The 20295-nt window shown below is 38.1% G+C and carries 21 protein-coding genes; 15 read left to right on the top strand and 6 right to left on the bottom strand.

The window, feature by feature from the left end:
- Position 1 precedes the first annotated feature (1 nt).
- On the bottom strand, positions 2 to 1180 hold the full coding sequence (locus GYX25_RS09780) for an acetyl-CoA C-acetyltransferase (protein WP_174787280.1): 1179 nt from the start codon (positions 1178 to 1180) through the stop codon (positions 2 to 4).
- A gap of 147 nt (positions 1181 to 1327) precedes the next feature.
- Between GYX25_RS09780 and GYX25_RS09775 the strand changes: the two genes are divergently transcribed.
- From GYX25_RS09775 to csdE, 5 genes are all read left to right on the top strand, one after another.
- Positions 1328 to 2227: a LysR family transcriptional regulator gene (locus tag GYX25_RS09775; protein ID WP_091350488.1), complete on the top strand. Its 900-nt coding sequence runs from the start codon at positions 1328 to 1330 to the stop codon at positions 2225 to 2227.
- Positions 2228 to 2398: 171 nt separating this feature from the next.
- Positions 2399 to 3394 carry a ubiquinone anaerobic biosynthesis protein UbiU gene (gene ubiU, locus GYX25_RS09770; RefSeq protein WP_091350486.1) on the top strand — a complete coding sequence of 332 codons (996 nt, stop codon included), beginning with the start codon at positions 2399 to 2401 and terminating at the stop codon, positions 3392 to 3394.
- Positions 3395 to 3546: 152 nt separating this feature from the next.
- Positions 3547 to 4425, top strand: coding sequence for a U32 family peptidase (locus GYX25_RS09765; RefSeq protein ID WP_091350484.1), 879 nt, complete (start codon positions 3547 to 3549; stop codon positions 4423 to 4425).
- Positions 4382 to 5605: a cysteine desulfurase CsdA gene (gene csdA, locus GYX25_RS09760; RefSeq protein ID WP_238786101.1), complete on the top strand. Its 1224-nt coding sequence runs from the start codon at positions 4382 to 4384 to the stop codon at positions 5603 to 5605. Before GYX25_RS09765 ends, csdA begins: the two co-directional genes overlap by 44 nt.
- Positions 5606 to 5674: 69 nt before the next feature.
- Positions 5675 to 6070, top strand: a complete 396-nt coding sequence (gene csdE / locus GYX25_RS09755; RefSeq protein WP_174787279.1) for a cysteine desulfurase sulfur acceptor subunit CsdE — start codon at positions 5675 to 5677, stop codon at positions 6068 to 6070.
- 47 nt (positions 6071 to 6117) lie between these two features.
- Here the strand turns inward: csdE and dolP are convergent, their stop codons facing one another.
- The 3 genes from dolP to xthA all read right to left on the bottom strand — a co-directional run bounded on the left by dolP (position 6118) and on the right by xthA (position 8960).
- Positions 6118 to 6696 (bottom strand): division/outer membrane stress-associated lipid-binding lipoprotein, encoded by a 579-nt coding sequence (gene dolP / locus GYX25_RS09750; RefSeq protein ID WP_091350478.1) that lies wholly within the window; start codon positions 6694 to 6696, stop codon positions 6118 to 6120.
- Between the two features lie 92 nt (positions 6697 to 6788).
- On the bottom strand, positions 6789 to 8123 hold the full coding sequence (xseA, locus tag GYX25_RS09745; RefSeq protein ID WP_091350476.1) for an exodeoxyribonuclease VII large subunit: 1335 nt from the start codon (positions 8121 to 8123) through the stop codon (positions 6789 to 6791).
- A 30-nt stretch (positions 8124 to 8153) separates the two neighbouring features.
- Positions 8154 to 8960 (bottom strand): exodeoxyribonuclease III, encoded by an 807-nt coding sequence (gene xthA / locus GYX25_RS09740; RefSeq protein WP_174787278.1) that lies wholly within the window; start codon positions 8958 to 8960, stop codon positions 8154 to 8156.
- 114 nt (positions 8961 to 9074) lie between these two features.
- On the opposite strand from xthA, the gene tyrA reads away from it, so the two are divergent.
- The 10 genes from tyrA (at position 9075) to GYX25_RS09690 (ending at position 18310) form a co-directional block, all read left to right on the top strand.
- Positions 9075 to 10196 carry a bifunctional chorismate mutase/prephenate dehydrogenase gene (gene tyrA, locus GYX25_RS09735; RefSeq protein ID WP_091350472.1) on the top strand — a complete coding sequence of 374 codons (1122 nt, stop codon included), beginning with the start codon at positions 9075 to 9077 and terminating at the stop codon, positions 10194 to 10196.
- A gap of 87 nt (positions 10197 to 10283) precedes the next feature.
- Positions 10284 to 11615, top strand: coding sequence for a phosphoglucosamine mutase (glmM, locus tag GYX25_RS09730; RefSeq protein ID WP_174787277.1), 1332 nt, complete (start codon positions 10284 to 10286; stop codon positions 11613 to 11615).
- A 268-nt stretch (positions 11616 to 11883) separates the two neighbouring features.
- Positions 11884 to 12666, top strand: a complete 783-nt coding sequence (gene atpB, locus GYX25_RS09725; RefSeq protein ID WP_091350468.1) for a F0F1 ATP synthase subunit A — start codon at positions 11884 to 11886, stop codon at positions 12664 to 12666.
- A gap of 36 nt (positions 12667 to 12702) precedes the next feature.
- Complete coding sequence (atpE, locus tag GYX25_RS09720) at positions 12703 to 12933, top strand: F0F1 ATP synthase subunit C (RefSeq protein ID WP_034901511.1); 231 nt, start codon at positions 12703 to 12705, stop codon at positions 12931 to 12933.
- A gap of 24 nt (positions 12934 to 12957) precedes the next feature.
- Complete coding sequence (gene atpF / locus GYX25_RS09715; protein WP_085247556.1) at positions 12958 to 13428, top strand: F0F1 ATP synthase subunit B; 471 nt, start codon at positions 12958 to 12960, stop codon at positions 13426 to 13428.
- Between the two features lie 13 nt (positions 13429 to 13441).
- On the top strand, positions 13442 to 13975 hold the full coding sequence (gene atpH, locus GYX25_RS09710) for a F0F1 ATP synthase subunit delta (RefSeq protein ID WP_091350466.1): 534 nt from the start codon (positions 13442 to 13444) through the stop codon (positions 13973 to 13975).
- 11 nt (positions 13976 to 13986) lie between these two features.
- A complete protein-coding gene (gene atpA, locus GYX25_RS09705; protein WP_091350464.1) occupies positions 13987 to 15528 on the top strand; it encodes a F0F1 ATP synthase subunit alpha in 1542 nt (513 codons plus the stop codon).
- 14 nt (positions 15529 to 15542) lie between these two features.
- Entirely contained in the window at positions 15543 to 16412 is an 870-nt protein-coding gene (gene atpG, locus GYX25_RS09700; RefSeq protein WP_085247559.1) for a F0F1 ATP synthase subunit gamma, read from the top strand.
- Positions 16413 to 16459: 47 nt separating this feature from the next.
- Entirely contained in the window at positions 16460 to 17842 is a 1383-nt protein-coding gene (gene atpD, locus GYX25_RS09695; protein WP_065635973.1) for a F0F1 ATP synthase subunit beta, read from the top strand.
- Positions 17843 to 17884: 42 nt separating this feature from the next.
- Entirely contained in the window at positions 17885 to 18310 is a 426-nt protein-coding gene (locus GYX25_RS09690; protein ID WP_091350461.1) for a F0F1 ATP synthase subunit epsilon, read from the top strand.
- A gap of 337 nt (positions 18311 to 18647) precedes the next feature.
- Here the strand turns inward: GYX25_RS09690 and GYX25_RS09685 are convergent, their stop codons facing one another.
- The gene (locus GYX25_RS09685; RefSeq protein ID WP_174787276.1) at positions 18648 to 18998 is read right to left on the bottom strand and encodes a hypothetical protein; all 351 of its coding nucleotides are present in this window, start codon (positions 18996 to 18998) and stop codon (positions 18648 to 18650) included.
- Positions 18998 to 20257, bottom strand: a complete 1260-nt coding sequence (locus GYX25_RS09680) for a VENN motif pre-toxin domain-containing protein (protein ID WP_174787275.1) — start codon at positions 20255 to 20257, stop codon at positions 18998 to 19000. Before GYX25_RS09680 ends, GYX25_RS09685 begins: the two co-directional genes overlap by 1 nt.
- Positions 20258 to 20295 lie beyond the last annotated feature (38 nt).

The raw sequence follows: 20295 nt of genomic DNA, 5'->3' as shown, positions 1-20295 counted from the left end.
CTTATCGAGAAACAACCATTGCAATACCCTGACCACCACCGATGCAAAGTGTAGCCAAACCATTTTTTACATTACGTTTTTTCATTTCGTAAATAAGTGAAATTAAGATTCGAGCACCACTAGCACCAATTGGGTGCCCTAAGGCGATAGCGCCCCCGTTGACATTCACTTTTTCGGCTGGCAATTTTAAGGTATTACAAACGGCTAGTGCTTGTGCGGCAAATGCTTCGTTAGCTTCGAATAAATCAATATCGTCGACAGTCAATCCTGCTTTTTGCAGTGCCTTTTGCGTAGCAGGAATTGGGCCGATGCCCATCACATCTGGAGCAACACCAGCCGATGCCGAGCTGGTGATGGTGGCAAGTGGTTCAAGTCCTAATTTTTCTGCTTTTTCTCGACTCATTAAAATAAGTATTGCAGCCCCATCATTAATGCCCGATGAATTACCTGCGGTAACAGTACCATCTTTTTTAAAGGCTGGGCGTAATGCAGATAATTTGTCTAATGTTGTGTTGGGTTTTGGGTATTCGTCTGTATCAATGACAGTTGGCTCCCCTTTTTTGTTGGGTATAGATACTGGTACGATTTCGTCTTTAAATCGTTGGCTTTGTAGTGCGGTTGCAGCTTTTTGTTGGCTAGCAAAAGCTAATTCATCTTGAGCGGTTCGTGTAATATTGTATTGTTCAGCAACATTTTCGGCCGTGATGCCCATGTGGTAGTGGTTGAAAGCATCGGTTAATCCATCGTTAATCATGGTATCAACCATTTGTGCATTGCCCATTTTTAGACCAAAACGTACATTGGGCATGACATACGGTGACAAGCTCATGCTTTCGGCCCCACCAGCAATAACGACGTCAGCCTCACCACTTGCGATAGCTTGAGCAGCAAGTTGTACCGTTTTTAAACCGGAACCACACACTTTATTAACGGTAAAACTCGATACATTGTCAGGCACGCCGCCCTTGATGGCAATTTGTCTTGCAACATTTTGCCCTAGCCCTGCTTGCAATACGTTGCCCAAAATGACTTCGTCAACTTCACTAGGGTTAAGGGAGATTCTGTCCATCGCTTCTTTCAGCGCCGTCGCCCCCAAATCAACAGCAGATACATTTTTAAATACGCCACCAAAACTACCAATCGGTGTTCGAACAGCAGATACGATTACAACTTCTTTCATACGATATCATCCTTTTTAGCCTAAACAATAAATTTAACTTATGCTAAGTGAAGGATTTATCTTTGTCCAAGACTGGTTTATTATAGTATCTATAAGTTCATCTTATAGAATGTGTTGTTATTTAACGTTGAAAAGTGATAATAAAGTATGGATATCAGGCATCTTCAATATTTTGTTGCAATTGTGAAGGCGGATTTTAATTTGTCTTTAGCGGCTAAAAGGCTTTACATCTCTCAGCCAGCTTTGAGTCAATTTATTAAACAATTTGAGGATTCAGAAAAGGTCGATTTGTTTGAACGTTATAAAGGCCGTTTACAAGGTTTAACACCAACTGGTGAACTCTTTTATGAGCAAGTTAAACAGCTGTTATTACAATATAATTCAATGCTAACAGCAATTCGGGAAGATGCAGGGCAATTAAAAGGTAAAGTGAGAATCGGAATACCACCATTGATTTTGGGAGCGGTGTTTTCTGATATTATTGCTGATTTGATTATTAACCACCCCAATATTGAAGTCGAAATTATCGAAAAAGGCGCGTACGAATTAGGTCGTATGTTTATGGTTGATGAGCTGGATTTTGCTATTTTACTTGATCCAACTAATATCAATCCTTCTATTATTGATGAACATTTAATACAACAAAGTGAATTGTCAGTTTTTTTTCATCGTGAGCATCCTCTTGCCGAAAAAGAAAAATTAACATGGTTAGATTTAAATGATCAGATGCTGGCCATTTTTGAACCAAGTTTTATGATTCACCATAAATTGATGAAAAAATTCGGTGAATACAATATTCAACCACAAAAATGTACCATGTCAGCATCATGGGATTTTTTGTTATTACTTGCCACAAATTCGAAGTTTTTGACTATTCTACCTTCGCCTATTTTGGATATTTATTCGAATCATAATATTGTCGAACGGCGTTTTGTCGATCCCATTGATTGGAAGGTGTTGCTGTGTCACCCTAAAAAAGATCGTTATTCAAAATTGCATCAATATGTGTTTAACTATATGTTGTCTTATTTTAAAAATAAAAACTAATCAAACAAGTGTGTATTAGTATTCAAATCAGACTACGGTCAAGCAACGTTATACAATACACTCGCGTCTGCTGTTTTTTTAGCTAACCCTGTTGCTTTCCATTCGCATTACTTTCAGAATTATTGCATAATACACTGCGTATAAATGACCAAACTAAAGTTAGGAATAATTATGGAACTTCTTTGCCCAGCAGGATCTTTACCGTCACTAAAAGTGGCTATCGATAACGGTGCTGATGCTGTTTATATTGGTTTGAAAGATGATACCAATGCCCGCCATTTTGCTGGTTTGAATTTTAACGAGAAGCGCTTGATTGAAGCATCTGATTATGTACATAAACGCGGCAAAAAATTACATATTGCCATTAATACTTTTGCCCATCCTGAAAATTTTCAGCGTTGGCAATATGCGGTTGATACTGCAGCCAATATTGGGGCTGATGCGTTAATTATTGCTGATCTTGCTATGCTTGATTATGCGGCTGAAAAGTACCCTGATCTTGAACGTCATGTTTCGGTGCAAGCATCATCGACTAATGAAGAGTCGATTAAGTTTTACTATAACAATTTTCAGGTACATCGTATTGTGTTACCGCGTGTACTTTCGATGCATCAAGTCAAACAATTATCTCAAGTTTCTCCTGTTCCACTTGAAGTATTTGCTTTCGGTAGCTTGTGCATTATGGCGGAAGGACGCTGTTATTTATCATCGTATTTAACTGGTGAATCACCCAATACTGTTGGGGCTTGTTCGCCAGCTAAATTTGTTCGCTGGGAAGAGACCGATAAAGGACTTGAGTCACGACTCAATAATGTGTTAATTGATTGCCATAAAAAAGGCGAAAATGCAGGCTACCCAACGCTATGTAAAGGACGGTATTTTGTTGGTGAAGAGCTTTACCATCCTATCGAAGAGCCAACCAGCTTAAATACGATTGAGCTATTACCTGAGCTATTTGCTGCTAATATTGCCTCGGTTAAAATTGAGGGTCGTCAACGTAGTCCTGCTTATGTCGAGCAAGTGACAAAAGTGTGGCGCCAAGCCATCGATCGTTATAAAGCCAATCCTGAGTCATTCCAAGCAGAAAAAAGCTGGATGGATACGCTTGGCTCTGTTTCAGAAGGGACACAGACAACATTAGGCGCTTATCACCGTAAATGGCAATAACGTAATTTATCTACCTAAATAATTAAAAAATATATGTTTTAAGGTAATATTTCGCTTTTTATATCTTCTGTTTTTTGTCAATACATGCAGGTGATAAAGTATTATCTTAATGATTTAATTGATCTGACATAAAAAATATTGTGAGCAAAACTATGAAATACGCATTAGGACCGGTGCTCTATTATTGGCCTAAAACTGAAACAGAAGCTTTTTATTATGCCGCTAAAGATAGTCAAGCGGATATTATTTATATGGGCGAAACCGTTTGCACCAAACGTCGTGAAATGAAAGTTGCCAATTGGCTTGAACTGGCAAAAGAAATTGCTAAATCGGGTAAACAAGTGGTACTTTCAACCCTAGCATTACTTGAAGCACCATCAGAATTAAACGATTTACGACAATTGGTCAATAATGGTGATTTTTTAGTGGAAGCAAATGATTTAGCTGCCATTAATATTGCGCAAGAACATAAATTACCGTTTGTTGCAGGTCCTGCCATTAACTGTTATAACGCCTTAACTTTAAAATTATTACAAAAACAAGGAATGGTACGTTGGTGTATGCCGGTTGAGCTTTCTCGTGATTGGTTAACCAATGTGCTTAATCAGTTTGAAAATTTAAATATTAAGCGAAATTTTGAAGTTGAAGTATTCAGTTACGGTTATTTACCTTTAGCTTATTCAGCACGTTGTTTTACCGCTCGATCAGAAGACAAGCCTAAAGATAAATGTGAAACTTGTTGCATTAACTATCCTGTTGGGCGGGAAGTGTTCTCGCAAGAACAGCAAAAAGTATTTGTGCTAAATGGTATTCAGACCCAAAGTGGTTATTGTTATAACTTGGGCAATAATCTCAAAGAGATGAAAGGATTAGTGGATATTGTTAGAATTTCACCACTTGGTCTTGAAACGCTCGATATTGTCAAACAGTTCAAAGCTAATGAAGATGGATTAAATCCACTACAAATTGAACATAAACGGGATTGTAATGGTTACTGGAATGGTATTGCCGGACTTGAACTTACCCAATAAGCATTTTGTGCCTGAGCAATTTAGAAGAGATTTTCCTGCGCTTAATGATGAAAGCGTATATCTGGATTCGGCTGCAACTGCACTTAAACCACAAGTGATGATTGATGCAACACTTGCATATTATGCACAAAATACAGCCACCGCAAAACGTAGTTTGTACCAAGATGCTTTGCAAGTCACAACAACAATTGATAAGGCAAGGCAAAATGTTGCTGATTTGATTCATGCCAACAACAGTGCTGAAATTATTTGGACACGGGGTGCAACCGAATCAATTAATTTAATCGCACAAAGCTATGCTCGCCCGTTGCTACAACCTGATGATGAAATTATTGTGAGTGAGTTAGAGCATCATAGCAATTTATTACCTTGGCAAATTATTGCTAAGCAAACAGGTGCTAAAGTCATAAAATGGTCATCAGATATTGATGAATTATCATCGCTACTGTCAGTAAAGACCAAAATTGTTGCCATCACCCAAATGTCAAACGTCACTGGATTTTGCCCTGATTTAGCGACAATTAGCCACATTGTTCATCAACATAATGCTATTTTAGTTGTTGATGGTGCTCAAGGTATTGTTCATCATGCGCTTGATGTTCAGCAATTAAATATTGATTTTTATGCTTTTTCTGCCCATAAATTGTATGGACCAACGGGTCTTGGTGTTTTATATGGTAAGCAGGTTTTACTTGAGCAAATGTCGGTTTGGCATGGTGGCGGTAAAATGCTAAAAAGCGCCTCATTTGATGATTTTATTCAAGAAGATCTCCCCTATAAATTTGAGGCAGGCACCCCCAATATTGCAGGCATTCTTGGCTTTAACGCAGTACTTGAATGGTTAAAAAGTTGGGATAATAAGCAAGCAGAAAACTACACAAAGCAGCTAGCTTTCTATACTAAATCACAACTAAACCAACTGACCGATATTCAATTTTATAGTGTGGATAATAGCCCAATTATCACGTTTAATATCAACAATATTCATCATAATGATATTGCTATTTTGTTAAGTGAACAAAATATTGCCATCCGCACTGGTGAGCTTTGTGCTCAGCCTTTAATAAATAAATTAGGTTGCCATGGTGCGATTCGTCTATCATTAATGCCCTATAATAATCAGCAAGATGTGGATAAATTTATTTCAGAGTTGCAAAGTGCAATTGAAATATTGGTGTAATTCTATACTAAACGGTATAGACTCCTGAAAGTTTTTTACAAAATAGTCAACCATAAATAGGTCAATATTATGCTATCACAGCAAAATTTAACCGAGTTATTTGCAAAGCAACATACTTGGCAAGATCGTTATCGACAGTTAGTGTTGTTAGCAAAGCAATTGCCTGATTTTCCTGACGAGCAAAAAACAGAGCAGAACCAAGTCAATGGCTGCGAAAATCGAGTTTGGCTTAGTTATCAAAAGCAGGCCGATAATACCTATATTTTTAGCGGCGATAGCGAAGGGCGAATTGTGAAAGGGTTATTGGCAATTTTAATCATTATTGCTAATCACAAAACAGCACAGCAAATTGCTGCTATTGATTTTCAATCGATTTTGCATGAATTAAAAATTACTGACGAACTCAGTCAATCCCGTTTGCAAGGACTTGCAAAATTAATTGAGCGTATTAAATCGATCACATAAAAAAAGGGGCTAATTAGCCCCTATTTTTAGTATATTTTCGGTATTGGTTAGTTTTCAATATAAGTAAATAGTGTGATGACTTTTTTCACACCATTGACTTTACTTGCCAATTCAGCCGCTGCTTTGCCTTCTTCTGATGTGACAATACCAATTAAAAATACTTCGCTATTTTCAGTAACAACTTTAATATTGCGTGCTTTTGTCTGCGCATTTAAAATTAATTGAGATTTAACTTGTGTTGTTATCCAAGCATCATTGGTAATTGTACCGGCGCCAACAGGTTCACCAATACGAATTTGATTATAGACTTTTTTTATCCCGTCAACTTGATAAGCAAGACTTTCAGCTTTTTCAGCTTGTTCATTATTTGCTTGCCCAGTTAAAAGAATGTTGCCATTATAAGTACTCGAAATAACACGCGATCCAATAAAGAAAGGTCCATTGTCTTTAATTTTCATACTCATACGTGAATTGAGTGTTGTATCATCCACTTGAGTACCTGCTGTACGAGGATCTGTGGCAACTTTTGCCGTGGCCCCTGCTCCTACCCCGATAACGGCAGCAACGCAGCCTTGTAATATTAATGTGCAAGATATTAACATTACCATTAAGGTCACTTTTTTCATTATCACTCCTTATGACTTATTACTTAGTAATAATCAAATTCCAATAAATTTGTCATTATTATGCCTTGTAGATATTGATTTGCAAAATAATTTTATTCATCAATTTTTGTAATTTGACTAATGAGTTTTCCTTTTTTTAACCTTGTTATAATTAATTCACCCACAGTAACTTGCTCAGAAAAACGAACCACTGCTTTGTTTTGGTTGGTCGTAACTGAATAACCTCGTTCAAGTGTCGCCAGTGGGCTAACGCTGTTAAGTTGTGAGGTTTGTAACACAAATTGATGTTGAGATTGAGTCAGTTTTTGTTGTGCTAAATGAGTAATTTGTTGTTGCTTTTGGCCAACAAGTTGCTGTAAATAATGGATCTTATTTTGCGGTGAGACGCGCGATAATCGTTTGTCTAATTGATTATGGCGGTTTGACTGTCTGAGCAAATATTGCTGAATGTTGTCGTATAATGTGTGGCGATAAGTTAGTAACATATTTAGCTGTTTTGCTAGTTTTGCTTGTGGGTGTTGAGTTTGTAATTGATGACGCCATTTGTTGAGTTTTTCACGACACTGAATTAAATAGTAATCCATTGCCATAGATAGGTGTTGTTCTTGAACTTGTAGGCGTTTTACTTGAGCTAAGCTATCTTGGCTAACTAATTCTGCCGCAGCAGATGGTGTTGCGGCTCTGACATCAGCCACAAAATCGGCAATGGTAAAATCAATTTCATGCCCAACCGCACTGACAATAGGTAATTGGCTTGCAAAAATAGCCCTTGCCACCACTTCTTCATTAAATGACCATAAATCTTCAAGCGAGCCACCGCCTCGCCCAACGATTAATACATCACATTCTTGACGAATGTTGGCAATTTGAATCATTTTAGCAATTTGCCCTGCCGCTTCACTGCCTTGTACCTGTGTTGGGTAGATAATCAAATGCAAACTTGGATCACGACGTTTTAATATCTGGCAAATATCATGCAACGCGGCTCCCGTTGAGGAGGTAATAATCCCAACGGTGCGGATATTTTCGGGTAGTGGCTTTTTATAAATGGCATCAAATAACCCTTCATCAGATAGCCTTTTCTTTAACTGTTCAAATTTTTGTTGTAATAGCCCTGCACCTGCGGGTTGAATTTTATCAATCACCAGTTGATATTCACCACGCGCTTCATACAGCGTTACCGTTGCTCTAACCAAAACTTGTTGCCCATTTTGTGGAGTAAAACCAGCACGAAAATTACTATTGCGAAACATGGCACAACGCACTTGTGCGCTATCATCTTTTAATGAAAAATACCAATGCCCTGATGAAGGGCGCGAAAAGTTAGAAACCTCTCCCACTAACCAAACCTGTCCGATCGCATCAGAAAGTAAATCTTTAACTATTTGATTAAGATCTTTGACCGATAAAACGGAGCTGTTTTGCATGTGATGATCCTTTGTTATGACGAGATAGGTTTATACTAAATCAAATTTAGCCCAAATTGGCGCATGATCAGATGGCTTTTCCATTGCACGAATATCATAATCAATCCCCGTTTGTTGACAATGTGCTAGTAATTTGGGGCTGGCTAAGATCAAGTCAATCCTAAGCCCTGTATCCGTTTCAAAACCTTTTGAGCGATAATCAAACCAAGAATACTCTTGCGCAGTTGGGTGGTCGTGGCGGTAAGTATCAACAAAACCTAGCGACATTAAACTGTTCATCCATTCGCGTTCTTCGGGCAAAAATGAACATTTACCGGTGTGTAGCCAACGCTTACGGCTCTCTTGCGAAATGCCAACATCTAAGTCGGTTGGGCAAATATTCATATCACCTATAATTAAAGATAACTGATTATTTAATTGATTTTCTTGTAAATAATTATTCAAATCTTGATAAAATTTACGCTTTGCAGGGTATTTTATTTCATGATGTAAACTTTCACCTTGAGGAAAATAACCATTAATTACCGTTAAATTGCCTTTACTTGTGGGTAGTTCAACCATAATTAAGCGACATTGCGCATCATCACCATCAGTTGGAAAGCCATATTGTACTGACAACGGTTTTTGTTTTGTTAGCAACGCAACACCATAATGTCCTTTTTGCCCATGGTAGTTGAGGTAATAACCAAATTGTTCAAGTTCGGCAACGGGAAACTGATCATTATGCACTTTAGTTTCTTGCAAACCAATTACATCGGGCTGATATTTATCAATAATAGCGGATAATTGGTGGATGCGAGCACGAAGGCTGTTAATATTAAAAGAGATAATCTTCATACTGATTTATTGTCTTTGATTTGATGTTCTAAATACGCATCGTATCAAAAATACGTTATACTGTTAAGCTATTACAGAAAAAGCAACCTTTGTGATAATAAGGAATCACCGCATATGTCTACGGAATTACTTGCCTTACGCGATAAAATTGATGAAGTTGATAAATCTATTTTATCTTTAATTAGCAAACGATTAGCATTAGTTGCCGAAGTTGGCGAGGTGAAAAGCAAGCATGGTATTCCCATTTATGCCCCTCAGCGTGAAGCCGATATGCTAGCTAAAAGACGGCAAGAGGCTGAAGCTCAAGGTGTATCCCCTGCCTTAATTGAAGATATTTTACGTCGTTTAATGCGTGAATCTTATATTAGTGAAAACAACAAAGGTTTCAAAAAAGTCTATACTGGTGAAGGTTCAGTCGTGATTATTGGCGGTAATGGGCAAATGGGGCGGTTGTTTGCTCGATTATTTACTTTATCTGGCTATCAGGTTAAAACCTTGGGATCAAAAACCATGCATCAAGCCGCCGAAGTGGTTGCTGATGCAGCGGCTGTGATTGTGACAGTACCAATAAACAAAACTTGCGAAATCATCAAACAATTACCACCATTACCTAAAGATTGTATTTTAACAGATTTCACATCCATAAAAGTCAAGCCACTCCAAGCCATGCTTGATAAACATCAAGGTCCAGTAGTCGGGTTGCACCCAATGTTTGGTCCCGACGTTCCTAATTTAGCTAAACAAATCATTGTTTATTGCGATGGACGCGATCAAACAAAATATCAATGGCTAATTGAGCAAATGCGTATATGGGGCGCTAATTTATGCGCAATTGATGCCAAAGAGCATGACAAATGCATGTCGTTCATCCAAGCTCTGCGCCATTTTACTTCTTTTTCATATGGCGTTAATTTGCAACGTGAACAGGCTGATTTAGAACAACTCATTGCGCTCTCCTCGCCTATTTATCGTCTTGAACTGATGATGGTTGGGCGCTTGTTTGCTCAAGATCCCGAGCTTTATGCTGATATCATTATGGCATCGGATGATAATATCGAATTAATTAAACGCTATTACGAACGCTTTGGACAAATGGTTAAATTAATTGAACAGCGAGACAAAGCAAAATTTATCAAAAATTTTAATGAAGTAACTACTTGGTTTGGCTCTTACGCAGAGCGCTTTATTAAAGAGAGCCAAGTATTATTAAAATTTGCCAATGATAATAGAGAGTAACTTTATACAAAGCGGTATACTTTCCTGAAAGTTTTTTACAAATTAAAATATGCGTTTATCAAAAATAATTTAGTGTGAGGGAGTAAAATGTCTAATCGAAAATATTTTGGTACAGATGGGATTCGCGGTAAAGTTGGAGAATATCCTATCACACCAGATTTTGCACTCAAATTAGGTTGGGCAGCAGGTCGTGTGCTTGCCAAAGATGGCGTGAAAAAAGTATTAATCGGTAAAGATACTCGCATCTCAGGCTATATGCTTGAATCGGCACTCGAAGCAGGATTTGCCTCGGCAGGTGTTGCTGCGGCCTTTACTGGCCCAATGCCAACCCCAGCGATTGCCTATTTAACCCGTACTTTCCGGGCCGATGCCGGCGTAGTTATTTCTGCCTCACACAATCCTTTTTATGATAATGGTATTAAGTTCTTTTCGACTGAAGGGAAAAAGCTTGATGACACCATCGAATTAGAAATTGAAGCTGAACTTGAAAAAGAGATCGATTGCGTAGAGTCCAAACAACTTGGTCGAGCAAGCCGTATTACTGACGCCGCAGGCCGCTACATTGAATTCTGTAAAAGTACATTCGATCATGATTTAAGTTTGGCAGGATTAAAAATTGTCGTCGATTGCGCTAACGGTGCCACCTATCACATTGCCCCTAAAGTATTACGAGAGCTTGGTGCGCAAGTGATTAAAATTGGCTGTGAGCCAGATGGAGTAAATATTAATGAAAATTGTGGCGCAACTGACGTAAAAGCACTAGCCAAATGTGTTATTGACGAAAAAGCCAATCTAGGCTTTGCATTAGATGGTGATGGCGATCGCATCATCATGGTTGATCATGAAGGTCGCAAAGTTGATGGTGATTTAATTATCTATATCATTGCACGCGAAGCATTAAGACAAGGTCAACTAAAAGGTGGTGTTGTCGGCACATTAATGAGCAATATGGGGCTTGAGATAGCACTTAAAAAGCTTGGTATTCCTTTTGTTCGTGCCAAAGTTGGAGATCGTTATGTGCTTGAAAAACTGGTCGAAAAAGATTGGCGCTTAGGCGCTGAAAATTCGGGTCACGTTTTATTATTAGATAAAACGACAACAGGAGATGGTATCATTGCTGGCCTACAAGTACTAGCCGCAATGGTACGCAATGACATGTCATTAGCTGATTTATGTAGCGGTATGACAATGTTACCACAAGTGTTGATTAATGTTAGACTTTCGGGTGAGCATGATCCACTAAATAGCACTACAGTAAAATCGGCGATTGAGCAAGCAGAAAAACAACTTGGTCATCACGGTCGAGTGTTAATTCGTAAATCAGGAACCGAACCGTTAATTCGTGTCATGGTGGAAGGAAGTAATCAACACGAAGTGCAAAAATTGGCCCAAAATATCGCAGCAGCACTTACAGCTTAAAGTTAACGTTTGAAATAGCACAATTTATACCCATTAATTTAACCATTGATAGGCTAATATTCGGATTAAAATAATAAAAGAAGTTATACATATTTACGAAAAATTAGTAAAAAGTGTTTAAATTCTTAATTTAGCTAATCAAAGGTTGACTTGGTATAGGCTATTAGGTTTAAAATAGTAACTTCAAATTATTACAGCGATTGCTTATACCTTTTTGAATGAAACTATAAGCAATATTTTATTTTTAGAAATAGGTTAAGAGGGTTATATGTCAGTTTCCTCTCCAGCTTCACCACAAGCTTATATCAAGCATCATCTTGAGAACTTGCAAGTAGGTTCCGGTTTTTGGACCTTTAATCTTGACTCATTGTTCTTTTCGATTCTACTTGGTGTTATCTTTTTGTGGATTTTTCATCGTGTTGCCCAAAAAGCAACCAGTGGCGTACCAAGTAAGCTACAATGTGCAGTAGAAATGATCTTTGAGTTTGTCAACAATACTGTCAAAGATATGTTCACCGGTCAGAATAAACTCATTGCACCGTTAGCATTAACGGTATTTATTTGGGTTTTCTTGATGAATTTAATGGATCTTATCCCGGTTGATTTTCTCCCTTATGCCGGTCAATATTTAGGTCTATCGCATTTAAGAGTTGTGCCAACTGCAGATGTTAGCATTACCATGTCAATGTCTTTAGGTGTGTTTGCACTTATCATCATTTATTCAATTAAGTACAAAGGGATTTCAGGGTTTATCAAAGAATATACCTTACACCCATTTAACCACTGGGCATTTGCGCCTATCAATTTAGTACTTGAATTAGTTAGTCTATTAGCGAAACCTGTTTCTTTAGGACTTCGACTTTTTGGAAATATGTACGCAGGTGAACTTATCTTCATCCTAATTGCTGCATTATTACCTTGGTGGTCACAATGGGTATTATCGTTACCATGGGCCATTTTCCATATTTTAATAATTACGTTACAAGCTTTTATTTTTATGGTGTTGACGATCGTCTATTTAGCTATGGCGTCGGCAACGGAAGATCATTAATTTTAATATTTTTTTGATAATAAACTGGAGTATATAATGGATAGTATGTTATTTGTAGCCGCAGGCATCATGATGGGATTAGCTGCAATTGGTGGTGCAGTTGGTATTGGTTTATTAGGTGGCAAATTTTTAGAAGGTGCTGCTCGTCAACCAGAATTGATGCCTATGTTACGTACTCAATTCTTTATCGTTATGGGCCTAGTTGATGCGATCCCAATGATCTGTGTGGGGATTGCGCTTTATGTTATTTTTGCTGTCGCAGGTTAATAAAAATTTAAGAGGAATCGTGTCATGAATATGAACGCAACTCTCCTCGGCCAAGCAATTACATTTGTATTGTTTGTTTGGTTCTGTATGAAGTTTGTTTGGCCTCCTGTTATTGGCGCAATTGAAAAACGCCAAAAAGAGATCGCCGAAGGACTTGCTTCAGCAGAAACAGCAAAAAAAGATTTGGAATTAGCCAAAGCAAATACATCTGACATAATGCAACAGGCTAAGGTTGAGGCTAATGCAATTATTGAGCAAGCCAACAAACGTAAAGCAGCCATTCTTGAAGAAGCAAAACAAGAAGCTTCTCGTGAAAAAGAACGAATTGTTGCGCAAGGACTTGCCGAAGTAGAGGCCGAGCGCAAACGAGTTAAAGAAGAGCTCAAACAACAAGTCGCTACACTTGCTATTGCTGGTGCAGAAAAAATTATTCAACGTTCTGTTAATGAAGCCGCAAATAGCGACATCATTGATAAACTCGTAGCTGAACTATAAGGAGAATAGAGCAATGGCTGACTTAATTACAATTGCTCGCCCTTATGCTAAAGCCGCTTTCGATTTTGCAGTAGAAAGAAACAGCATCGAATCATGGCATAACATGTTAGTGTTAACATCTGAAGTGAGTAAAGATGCTCAAATAAGAAGTGTTTTAACATCTGACATGAAAACCGATTCGGTGGCTAACTTACTCATCAACATCTGTAAAGATGTGTTAGATGAGTTTAGTACTAACTTTATTAAGATTATGGCTGAAAACAAGCGATTATCACTTCTTCCTGAAGTCTTAACCTTGTTTGAACAATATTGTTTAGATAGAGAAGCACAAGCAGATGTAGATGTTATTTCTGCCAGTGAGCTATCTAATGAACAACTTAATAAGATTTCTGTCGCTGTCGAAAAACGTTTATCACGAAAAGTAAAACTAAAATGTCATATAGATAAGTCGCTCATTTCTGGTTTTATTATTCGTACGGGCGATATGGTTATTGATAGTAGTATCAGAGGGCGTTTAAATCGTTTAAATGACGCTCTACAGTCTTAAGGGGACTGATAATGCAGCTAAATTCAACTGAAATAAGTGAACTAATTAAAGAGCGGATAGCTCAGTTCAATATTGTGAGTGATGCTCACAATGAAGGAACTATCATATCTGTAAGTGATGGTATTCTTCGAATCCACGGATTAACTGATGTAATGCAAGGTGAGATGATTGCATTACCTGGCAACCGATATGCAATGGCATTAAACCTTGAAAGAGACTCTGTCGGTGCGGTAGTTATGGGACCATACGAAGACTTGTCTGAAGGTATGAAAGTACAATGTACTGGTCGTATTTTACAAGTACCAGTTGGTGAAGGTTTATTAGGTCGCGTTATTAATACACTAGGCGAACCAATTGACGGTAAAGGCTCACTTCAACATGATGGCTTTTCACCTGTCGAAGTTGTTGCTCCAGGTGTTATCGATCGTAAATCCGTTGACCAAGCATTACAAACCGGTTATAAAGCCGTTGACTCAATGATTCCAATTGGACGAGGTCAACGTGAGCTGATCATTGGTGACCGTCAAACAGGTAAAACAGCGCTTGCTGTCGATGCCATCATTAACCAACGTGACTCAGGGGTAAAATGTATTTATGTTGCCATTGGGCAAAAACAATCAACTATTGCAAATGTTGTGCGTAAACTTGAAGAACATGGTGCCCTTAAAAATACTATTGTAGTTGTGGCATCAGCGTCTGAATCAGCTGCGTTACAATACTTAGCACCTTATGCGGGTTGTGCAATGGGTGAATACTTCCGCGACCGTGGTCAAGATGCATTAATTGTTTATGATGATTTATCTAAACAAGCCGTTGCTTATCGTCAAATTTCATTACTACTTCGTCGTCCACCTGGACGTGAAGCTTATCCAGGTGATGTATTTTATCTTCACTCTCGTTTACTTGAACGTGCAGCGCGCGTGAACGAAGCTTATGTTGAAGAGTACACAAAAGGCGAAGTTAAAGGTAAAACAGGTTCATTAACAGCATTACCAATTATTGAAACTCAAGCAGGTGACGTTTCGGCATTCGTACCAACTAACGTAATTTCGATTACTGATGGTCAGATATTCCTTGAAACTAGCCTATTTAACTCAGGTATCCGTCCTGCGGTTAACCCGGGTATTTCGGTTTCACGTGTGGGTGGTGCTGCGCAAACGAAGATAATGAAAAAATTATCAGGTGGTATTCGTACCGCACTGGCGCAGTATCGTGAGTTAGCTGCGTTCTCTCAATTTGCATCTGACTTAGATGAAGCAACAAGAAACCAATTAAGTCACGGCGAAAAAGTAACCGAATTGTTAAAGCAAAAGCAATACTCTCCAATGACTGTTGCTGAACAATCAATTGTGCTTTACGCTGCTGAACGTGGTTATCTTGAAGATGTAGAACTGGCTAAAGTATTATCATTTGAAACAGCGCTACTTGCTTATGCCCATAGTCAATATGCCGATTTTGTCAAATTAATCGACGAGACGGGTAATTACAATGATGAGATTGAAAGTAAGCTAAAAGCATTACTTGAAAGCTTTAAATCAACTCAAACTTGGTAAGGGTGAGGTAACAAATGGCTAATGCAAAAGAGATTAGAACAAAAATTGCCAGTATCCAAAGTACGCAAAAGATCACAAAAGCAATGGAAATGGTTGCCAATTCTAAAATGCGTAAAACGCAAGATAGAATGGCCGCTAGTCGACCTTATGCCGAAATGATCCGCGAAGTAATTGGACATTTAGCGTTAGCTCAAATAGGCGCCAAACATCCTTATTTAGAAGAAAGAGATGTAAAGCGAGTTGGCTACCTTATTATTTCAACCGATCGTGGTTTATGTGGTGGTTTAAATATCAATCTTTTTAAAACTGTCATTGCTGACATGTCAGCATGGCAGGAAAAAGGTGTTGAAGCTGATGTTGCTTTAGTTGGTTCTCGTGGTGTTTCGTTTTTCTCATCAATAAAAGCAAACATCTTAACTCAAGTGACTAACTTAGGGGATGAACCCAATTTATCCGATTTAATTGGTCCGGTAAAAACAATGCTTGAGGCATATGATAATGGTAAAATTGATAAATTATATATTGTGACGAATAAATTTATTAATACCATGTCACAAAAGCCAACAATTCAGCAATTATTACCTTTACCGCCATCAGAAGATAAAGAGCTCAAAGCTTCATCATGGGATTATATTTATGAGCCTGATGCTAAATCGCTATTAGACGTGATTTTACGTCGCTATATTGAATCACAAGTCTATCAAGCAGTGGTTGATAATTTAGCGAGTGAACAAGCAGCAAGAATGGTGGCCATGAAAGCAGCAACAGATAACGGTGCAAACCTAATTAATGAATTACAAATTGTGTATAACAAAGCACGTCAAGGTGCTATCACTAATGAATTAATTGATATTGTATCCGGTGCAGCCGCTGTTTCAGGTTAGTGCTAAATATTGGCTTATAGTTAAGAAAAAGACGTAGAGGATTAAAAATGGCTACTGGAAAGATTGTCCAGATCATCGGTGCGGTGGTTGATGTCGAATTCCCAGAAGATGCAGTACCAAAGGTATATGATGCATTAGAAGTGGAAACTGGCACTGAAAAATTAGTTCTGGAAGTTCAGCAACAATTAGGTGGTGGCGTTGTTTGTTGTATCGCAATGGGATCATCTGATGGCTTAAGACGTGGACTTAAAGTTGTAAATACAGGTCACGGTATCGAAGTACCAGTGGGGACTAAAACACTTGGTCGTATTATGAACGTGCTTGGCGATCCTGTTGATAAAGCAGGTCCAATTGGTGAAGAAGAGCGTTGGGCGATTCACCGTGCAGCGCCAACCTATGAAGAACTCGCAAACTCAACTGAATTGCTTGAAACAGGTATTAAAGTTATCGACTTAATTTGCCCATTTGCTAAAGGTGGTAAAGTGGGTCTATTCGGTGGTGCGGGTGTAGGTAAAACCGTTAATATGATGGAGTTAATCCGTAATATCGCTATCGAACACTCGGGTTACTCAGTGTTTACTGGTGTGGGTGAACGTACTCGTGAAGGTAACGACTTTTACCATGAAATGAAAGAATCAAACGTACTTGATAAAGTATCGTTAGTTTATGGTCAGATGAATGAGCCACCAGGAAACCGTTTACGTGTTGCGTTAACGGGGTTAACCATGGCTGAAAAATTCCGTGATGAAGGTAAAGACGTTTTATTATTTATCGATAATATTTACCGTTATACCTTAGCCGGTACTGAAGTATCTGCATTATTAGGTCGTATGCCATCGGCGGTAGGTTATCAACCAACATTAGCCGAAGAAATGGGCTTACTACAAGAACGTATCACATCTACTAAAACAGGTTCGATAACGTCAATCCAAGCCGTATACGTACCAGCAGATGACTTAACTGACCCATCACCAGCAACAACCTTTGCTCACTTAGATGCAACAATCGTATTAAGTCGACAAATTGCTTCTTTAGGTATCTATCCGGCCGTGGATCCACTAGATTCTACCAGCCGTCAATTAGATCCTTTAGTTGTTGGTCAAGAGCACTATGATTGTGCCCGTGGCGTTCAATCAATTCTACAACGTTATCAAGAATTGAAAGATATTATTGCCATTCTTGGTATGGATGAGTTATCAGAAGATGATAAATTGATCGTTGCTCGTGCTCGTAAAATTCAACGCTTCTTATCTCAACCATTCTTTGTTGCAGAAGTATTTACTGGTTCACCAGGAAAATATGTACCTTTAAAAGACACGATCAGTGCATTTAAAGGAATCATGAACGGTGATTATGACCACATCCCTGAACAAGCATTCTATATGGTTGGTTCAATCGATGAAGCGATTGAGAAGGCAAAATCTCTCTAAGAGATTCATTGAGCGAAGATCGTATTTAATGGAGATCGTATTATGGCACTAACTTCCTATCAATTAGAAGTTGTTAGTGCTGAATCTCACTTGTTTTCAGGTGATGTTCAGCGAATCAGAATCACGGGTAAAGAAGGTGAACTTGGAATTTATCCTGGGCACACCCCTTTACTGACAACCATAAAACCCGGTATGGTTGGCATTGTGAAAGCGGATGGTAAAGAAGAGTTTATCTACCTATCTGGTGGCATATTAGAAGTACAACCTAACATCGTAACCATCTTAGCGGATACCGCTATCCGTGGCGAAGATCTAGATGAAGCAAGAGCACAAGAAGCAGTAAGACAAGCGCAAGAGCATATTAATCACCCAAGCGATGATATGTCATTTGCTCAAGCTTCTGCAGAACTATCAAAAGCGTTGGCAAAAATTCGTGTTATCGAATTGACTCGCCGCATGGGTCAATAGTTTGCTTTTTAGTATCTTATCAAAATAATAAAGGTTACTAAAATATCTAGTAACCTTTTTTATTTTTAGGTTAGTCATTAATAATTTAAAATTTTAAAGTGGCTTGAACTGCACCCCAAAATTAAAAGTAAAAAATCCAATTTTTTTATACGATTATACATCTTGTGTATGTTAGCGTATTTTTATTTTACCTAAATTTTAATTCTATATTCCTAAGACCATTTGCAAGCCTCGTCATTTGAAGATTTTCCTTCGTCCATTTCCTTAATGTATTTAGCTAATTTCAATTATTAATAACAAAAAATATAAGCTGAAAAACTTAGTTTGATCTACTTAATTATCTGATAAGAGTATTCCACTTTACTGATATATCTGGCTTAATCCTTATCTGTATACTTGTAATAGTTTCGTTATTTATTATTTTTGCGGACAAATACTCCCCTTCTTTATCATTATCTAGATAAAAGCTATTCACATTTTCAATCAAATACTGAGATATTTCTTTTCCGTTATATTCAATAATTGATTGAATCCAACCACTAGTAATACTAAAAGAAAAAATTAAAGATAATCCATTATGTTGACTGAATTTATATGCGAAATCCATATCATCATTATTTTTATAAAAAGGTTTACTTTCAAAAAAAACGAATAAATCTATTTCATTTGGATATTGTTCTATAAACATTATTTTATTGCTCCACTTTTTGGAATAGTTGTTACAAATCGCCTAGAACCATCAGGCATAACTTGGAATGTAGTTTCTAGCATTGTTGCTTTTCCTGACGGCCCTATAAGTAATGATTGCCTTACTTCAAAAGTACCATGTGAGTTTGAAAAACTATTTACTATATTTTTTGTTCCTTGAGTAGCTAATTGGAAGTGATTTTCTAATAGTTGTTGTCCTTGTACATCATTAAAAATTCCAAGTCTTTTCATTTCTAAAGCAAGCTGATTTAATCTAGCTGCATTATGTGCATTACTGGTTGAGTTGCCAAAAAGATAATTAAATTTATTACTATCAATTATATTCGTCCACTTTCCAGCATTAGATAATACTTTTAATCGGGCTACCTTTTGAACAACTTTTGAAGCAGCATTTCCCAACACAAATCCACCAGTAATTTCACTCCCAATTCTTCCTTTGGCATATCCGATCATATACCCAGCTGATTCAGGATCATGTTCTAAAGCATATTCATAAAGTTCTTGCCATTCAGTTACCGAAATCTTTATATTATCATAAACTTTATCTAAATTCGTGACCACTTCATACATACCTACAGCTGTATCTATAGGATGTATAATAGTATCTATAATACCTGATACTGTATTAGCAGCTCCGTCTAAAACTCCGTCAAGCTGTCCTGTCCCTTCACCTTGAACATATGCACTGAGTTTTTCACCATCTCCATCAAATAATTCTAGAAGCCGTAGTTGTTCATTGAGTCTTGTTTCATTCTCCCATGCTAGCATTGCTGCAGAATTATTCTCAACCGCATTCTTACTCGCAGCTATCGAGGTGCTGATGTCTCCTGCATCTCCGCCACTCACCGCAGTTGATAGTCCCATCACTAATTGGGTTAATGCGCTGATGTTTTGTTTTTCAGCTTCAGTGAGGTCTTTGATGTCTCTTCCACCATAGAGGTTATCTAAGATAACTTTTGCCGCCAGCTCGCCGCCTACGGCACTTGCTCCACCGACTATCCCTGAGTTACCTTGTAATTCCGCTACCACCGCACCCAGTATAGCATGCGATACTAATCTCGCTGCTTCATTATCTGTCACCCAAGTGCCGTCTTTATCCATATGCCCTGTGTGCAGTTTTATCTGCTCGGCTATCCATGGAGCACTGGCCCCCGCAAGGCCTCCTGTAATGTCACCGGTAATAATGCCTGTGATAATCGACGTCGCTGTGTCAATCCCTTTGCTGACATCTCCCCCCATGGTGCCTAGGTTTTTGGTCGCTTGGTTGGCTTGTAATT

Origin of the sequence: Gilliamella sp. ESL0254 (assembly GCF_013344985.1) — a bacterium.
Classification (GTDB): Bacteria; Pseudomonadota; Gammaproteobacteria; order Enterobacterales; family Orbaceae; genus Gilliamella; species Gilliamella bombicola.
The sequence above is the reverse complement of the archived record's forward strand: the minus strand, read 5'-3'. Positions and strand labels throughout refer to the sequence as shown.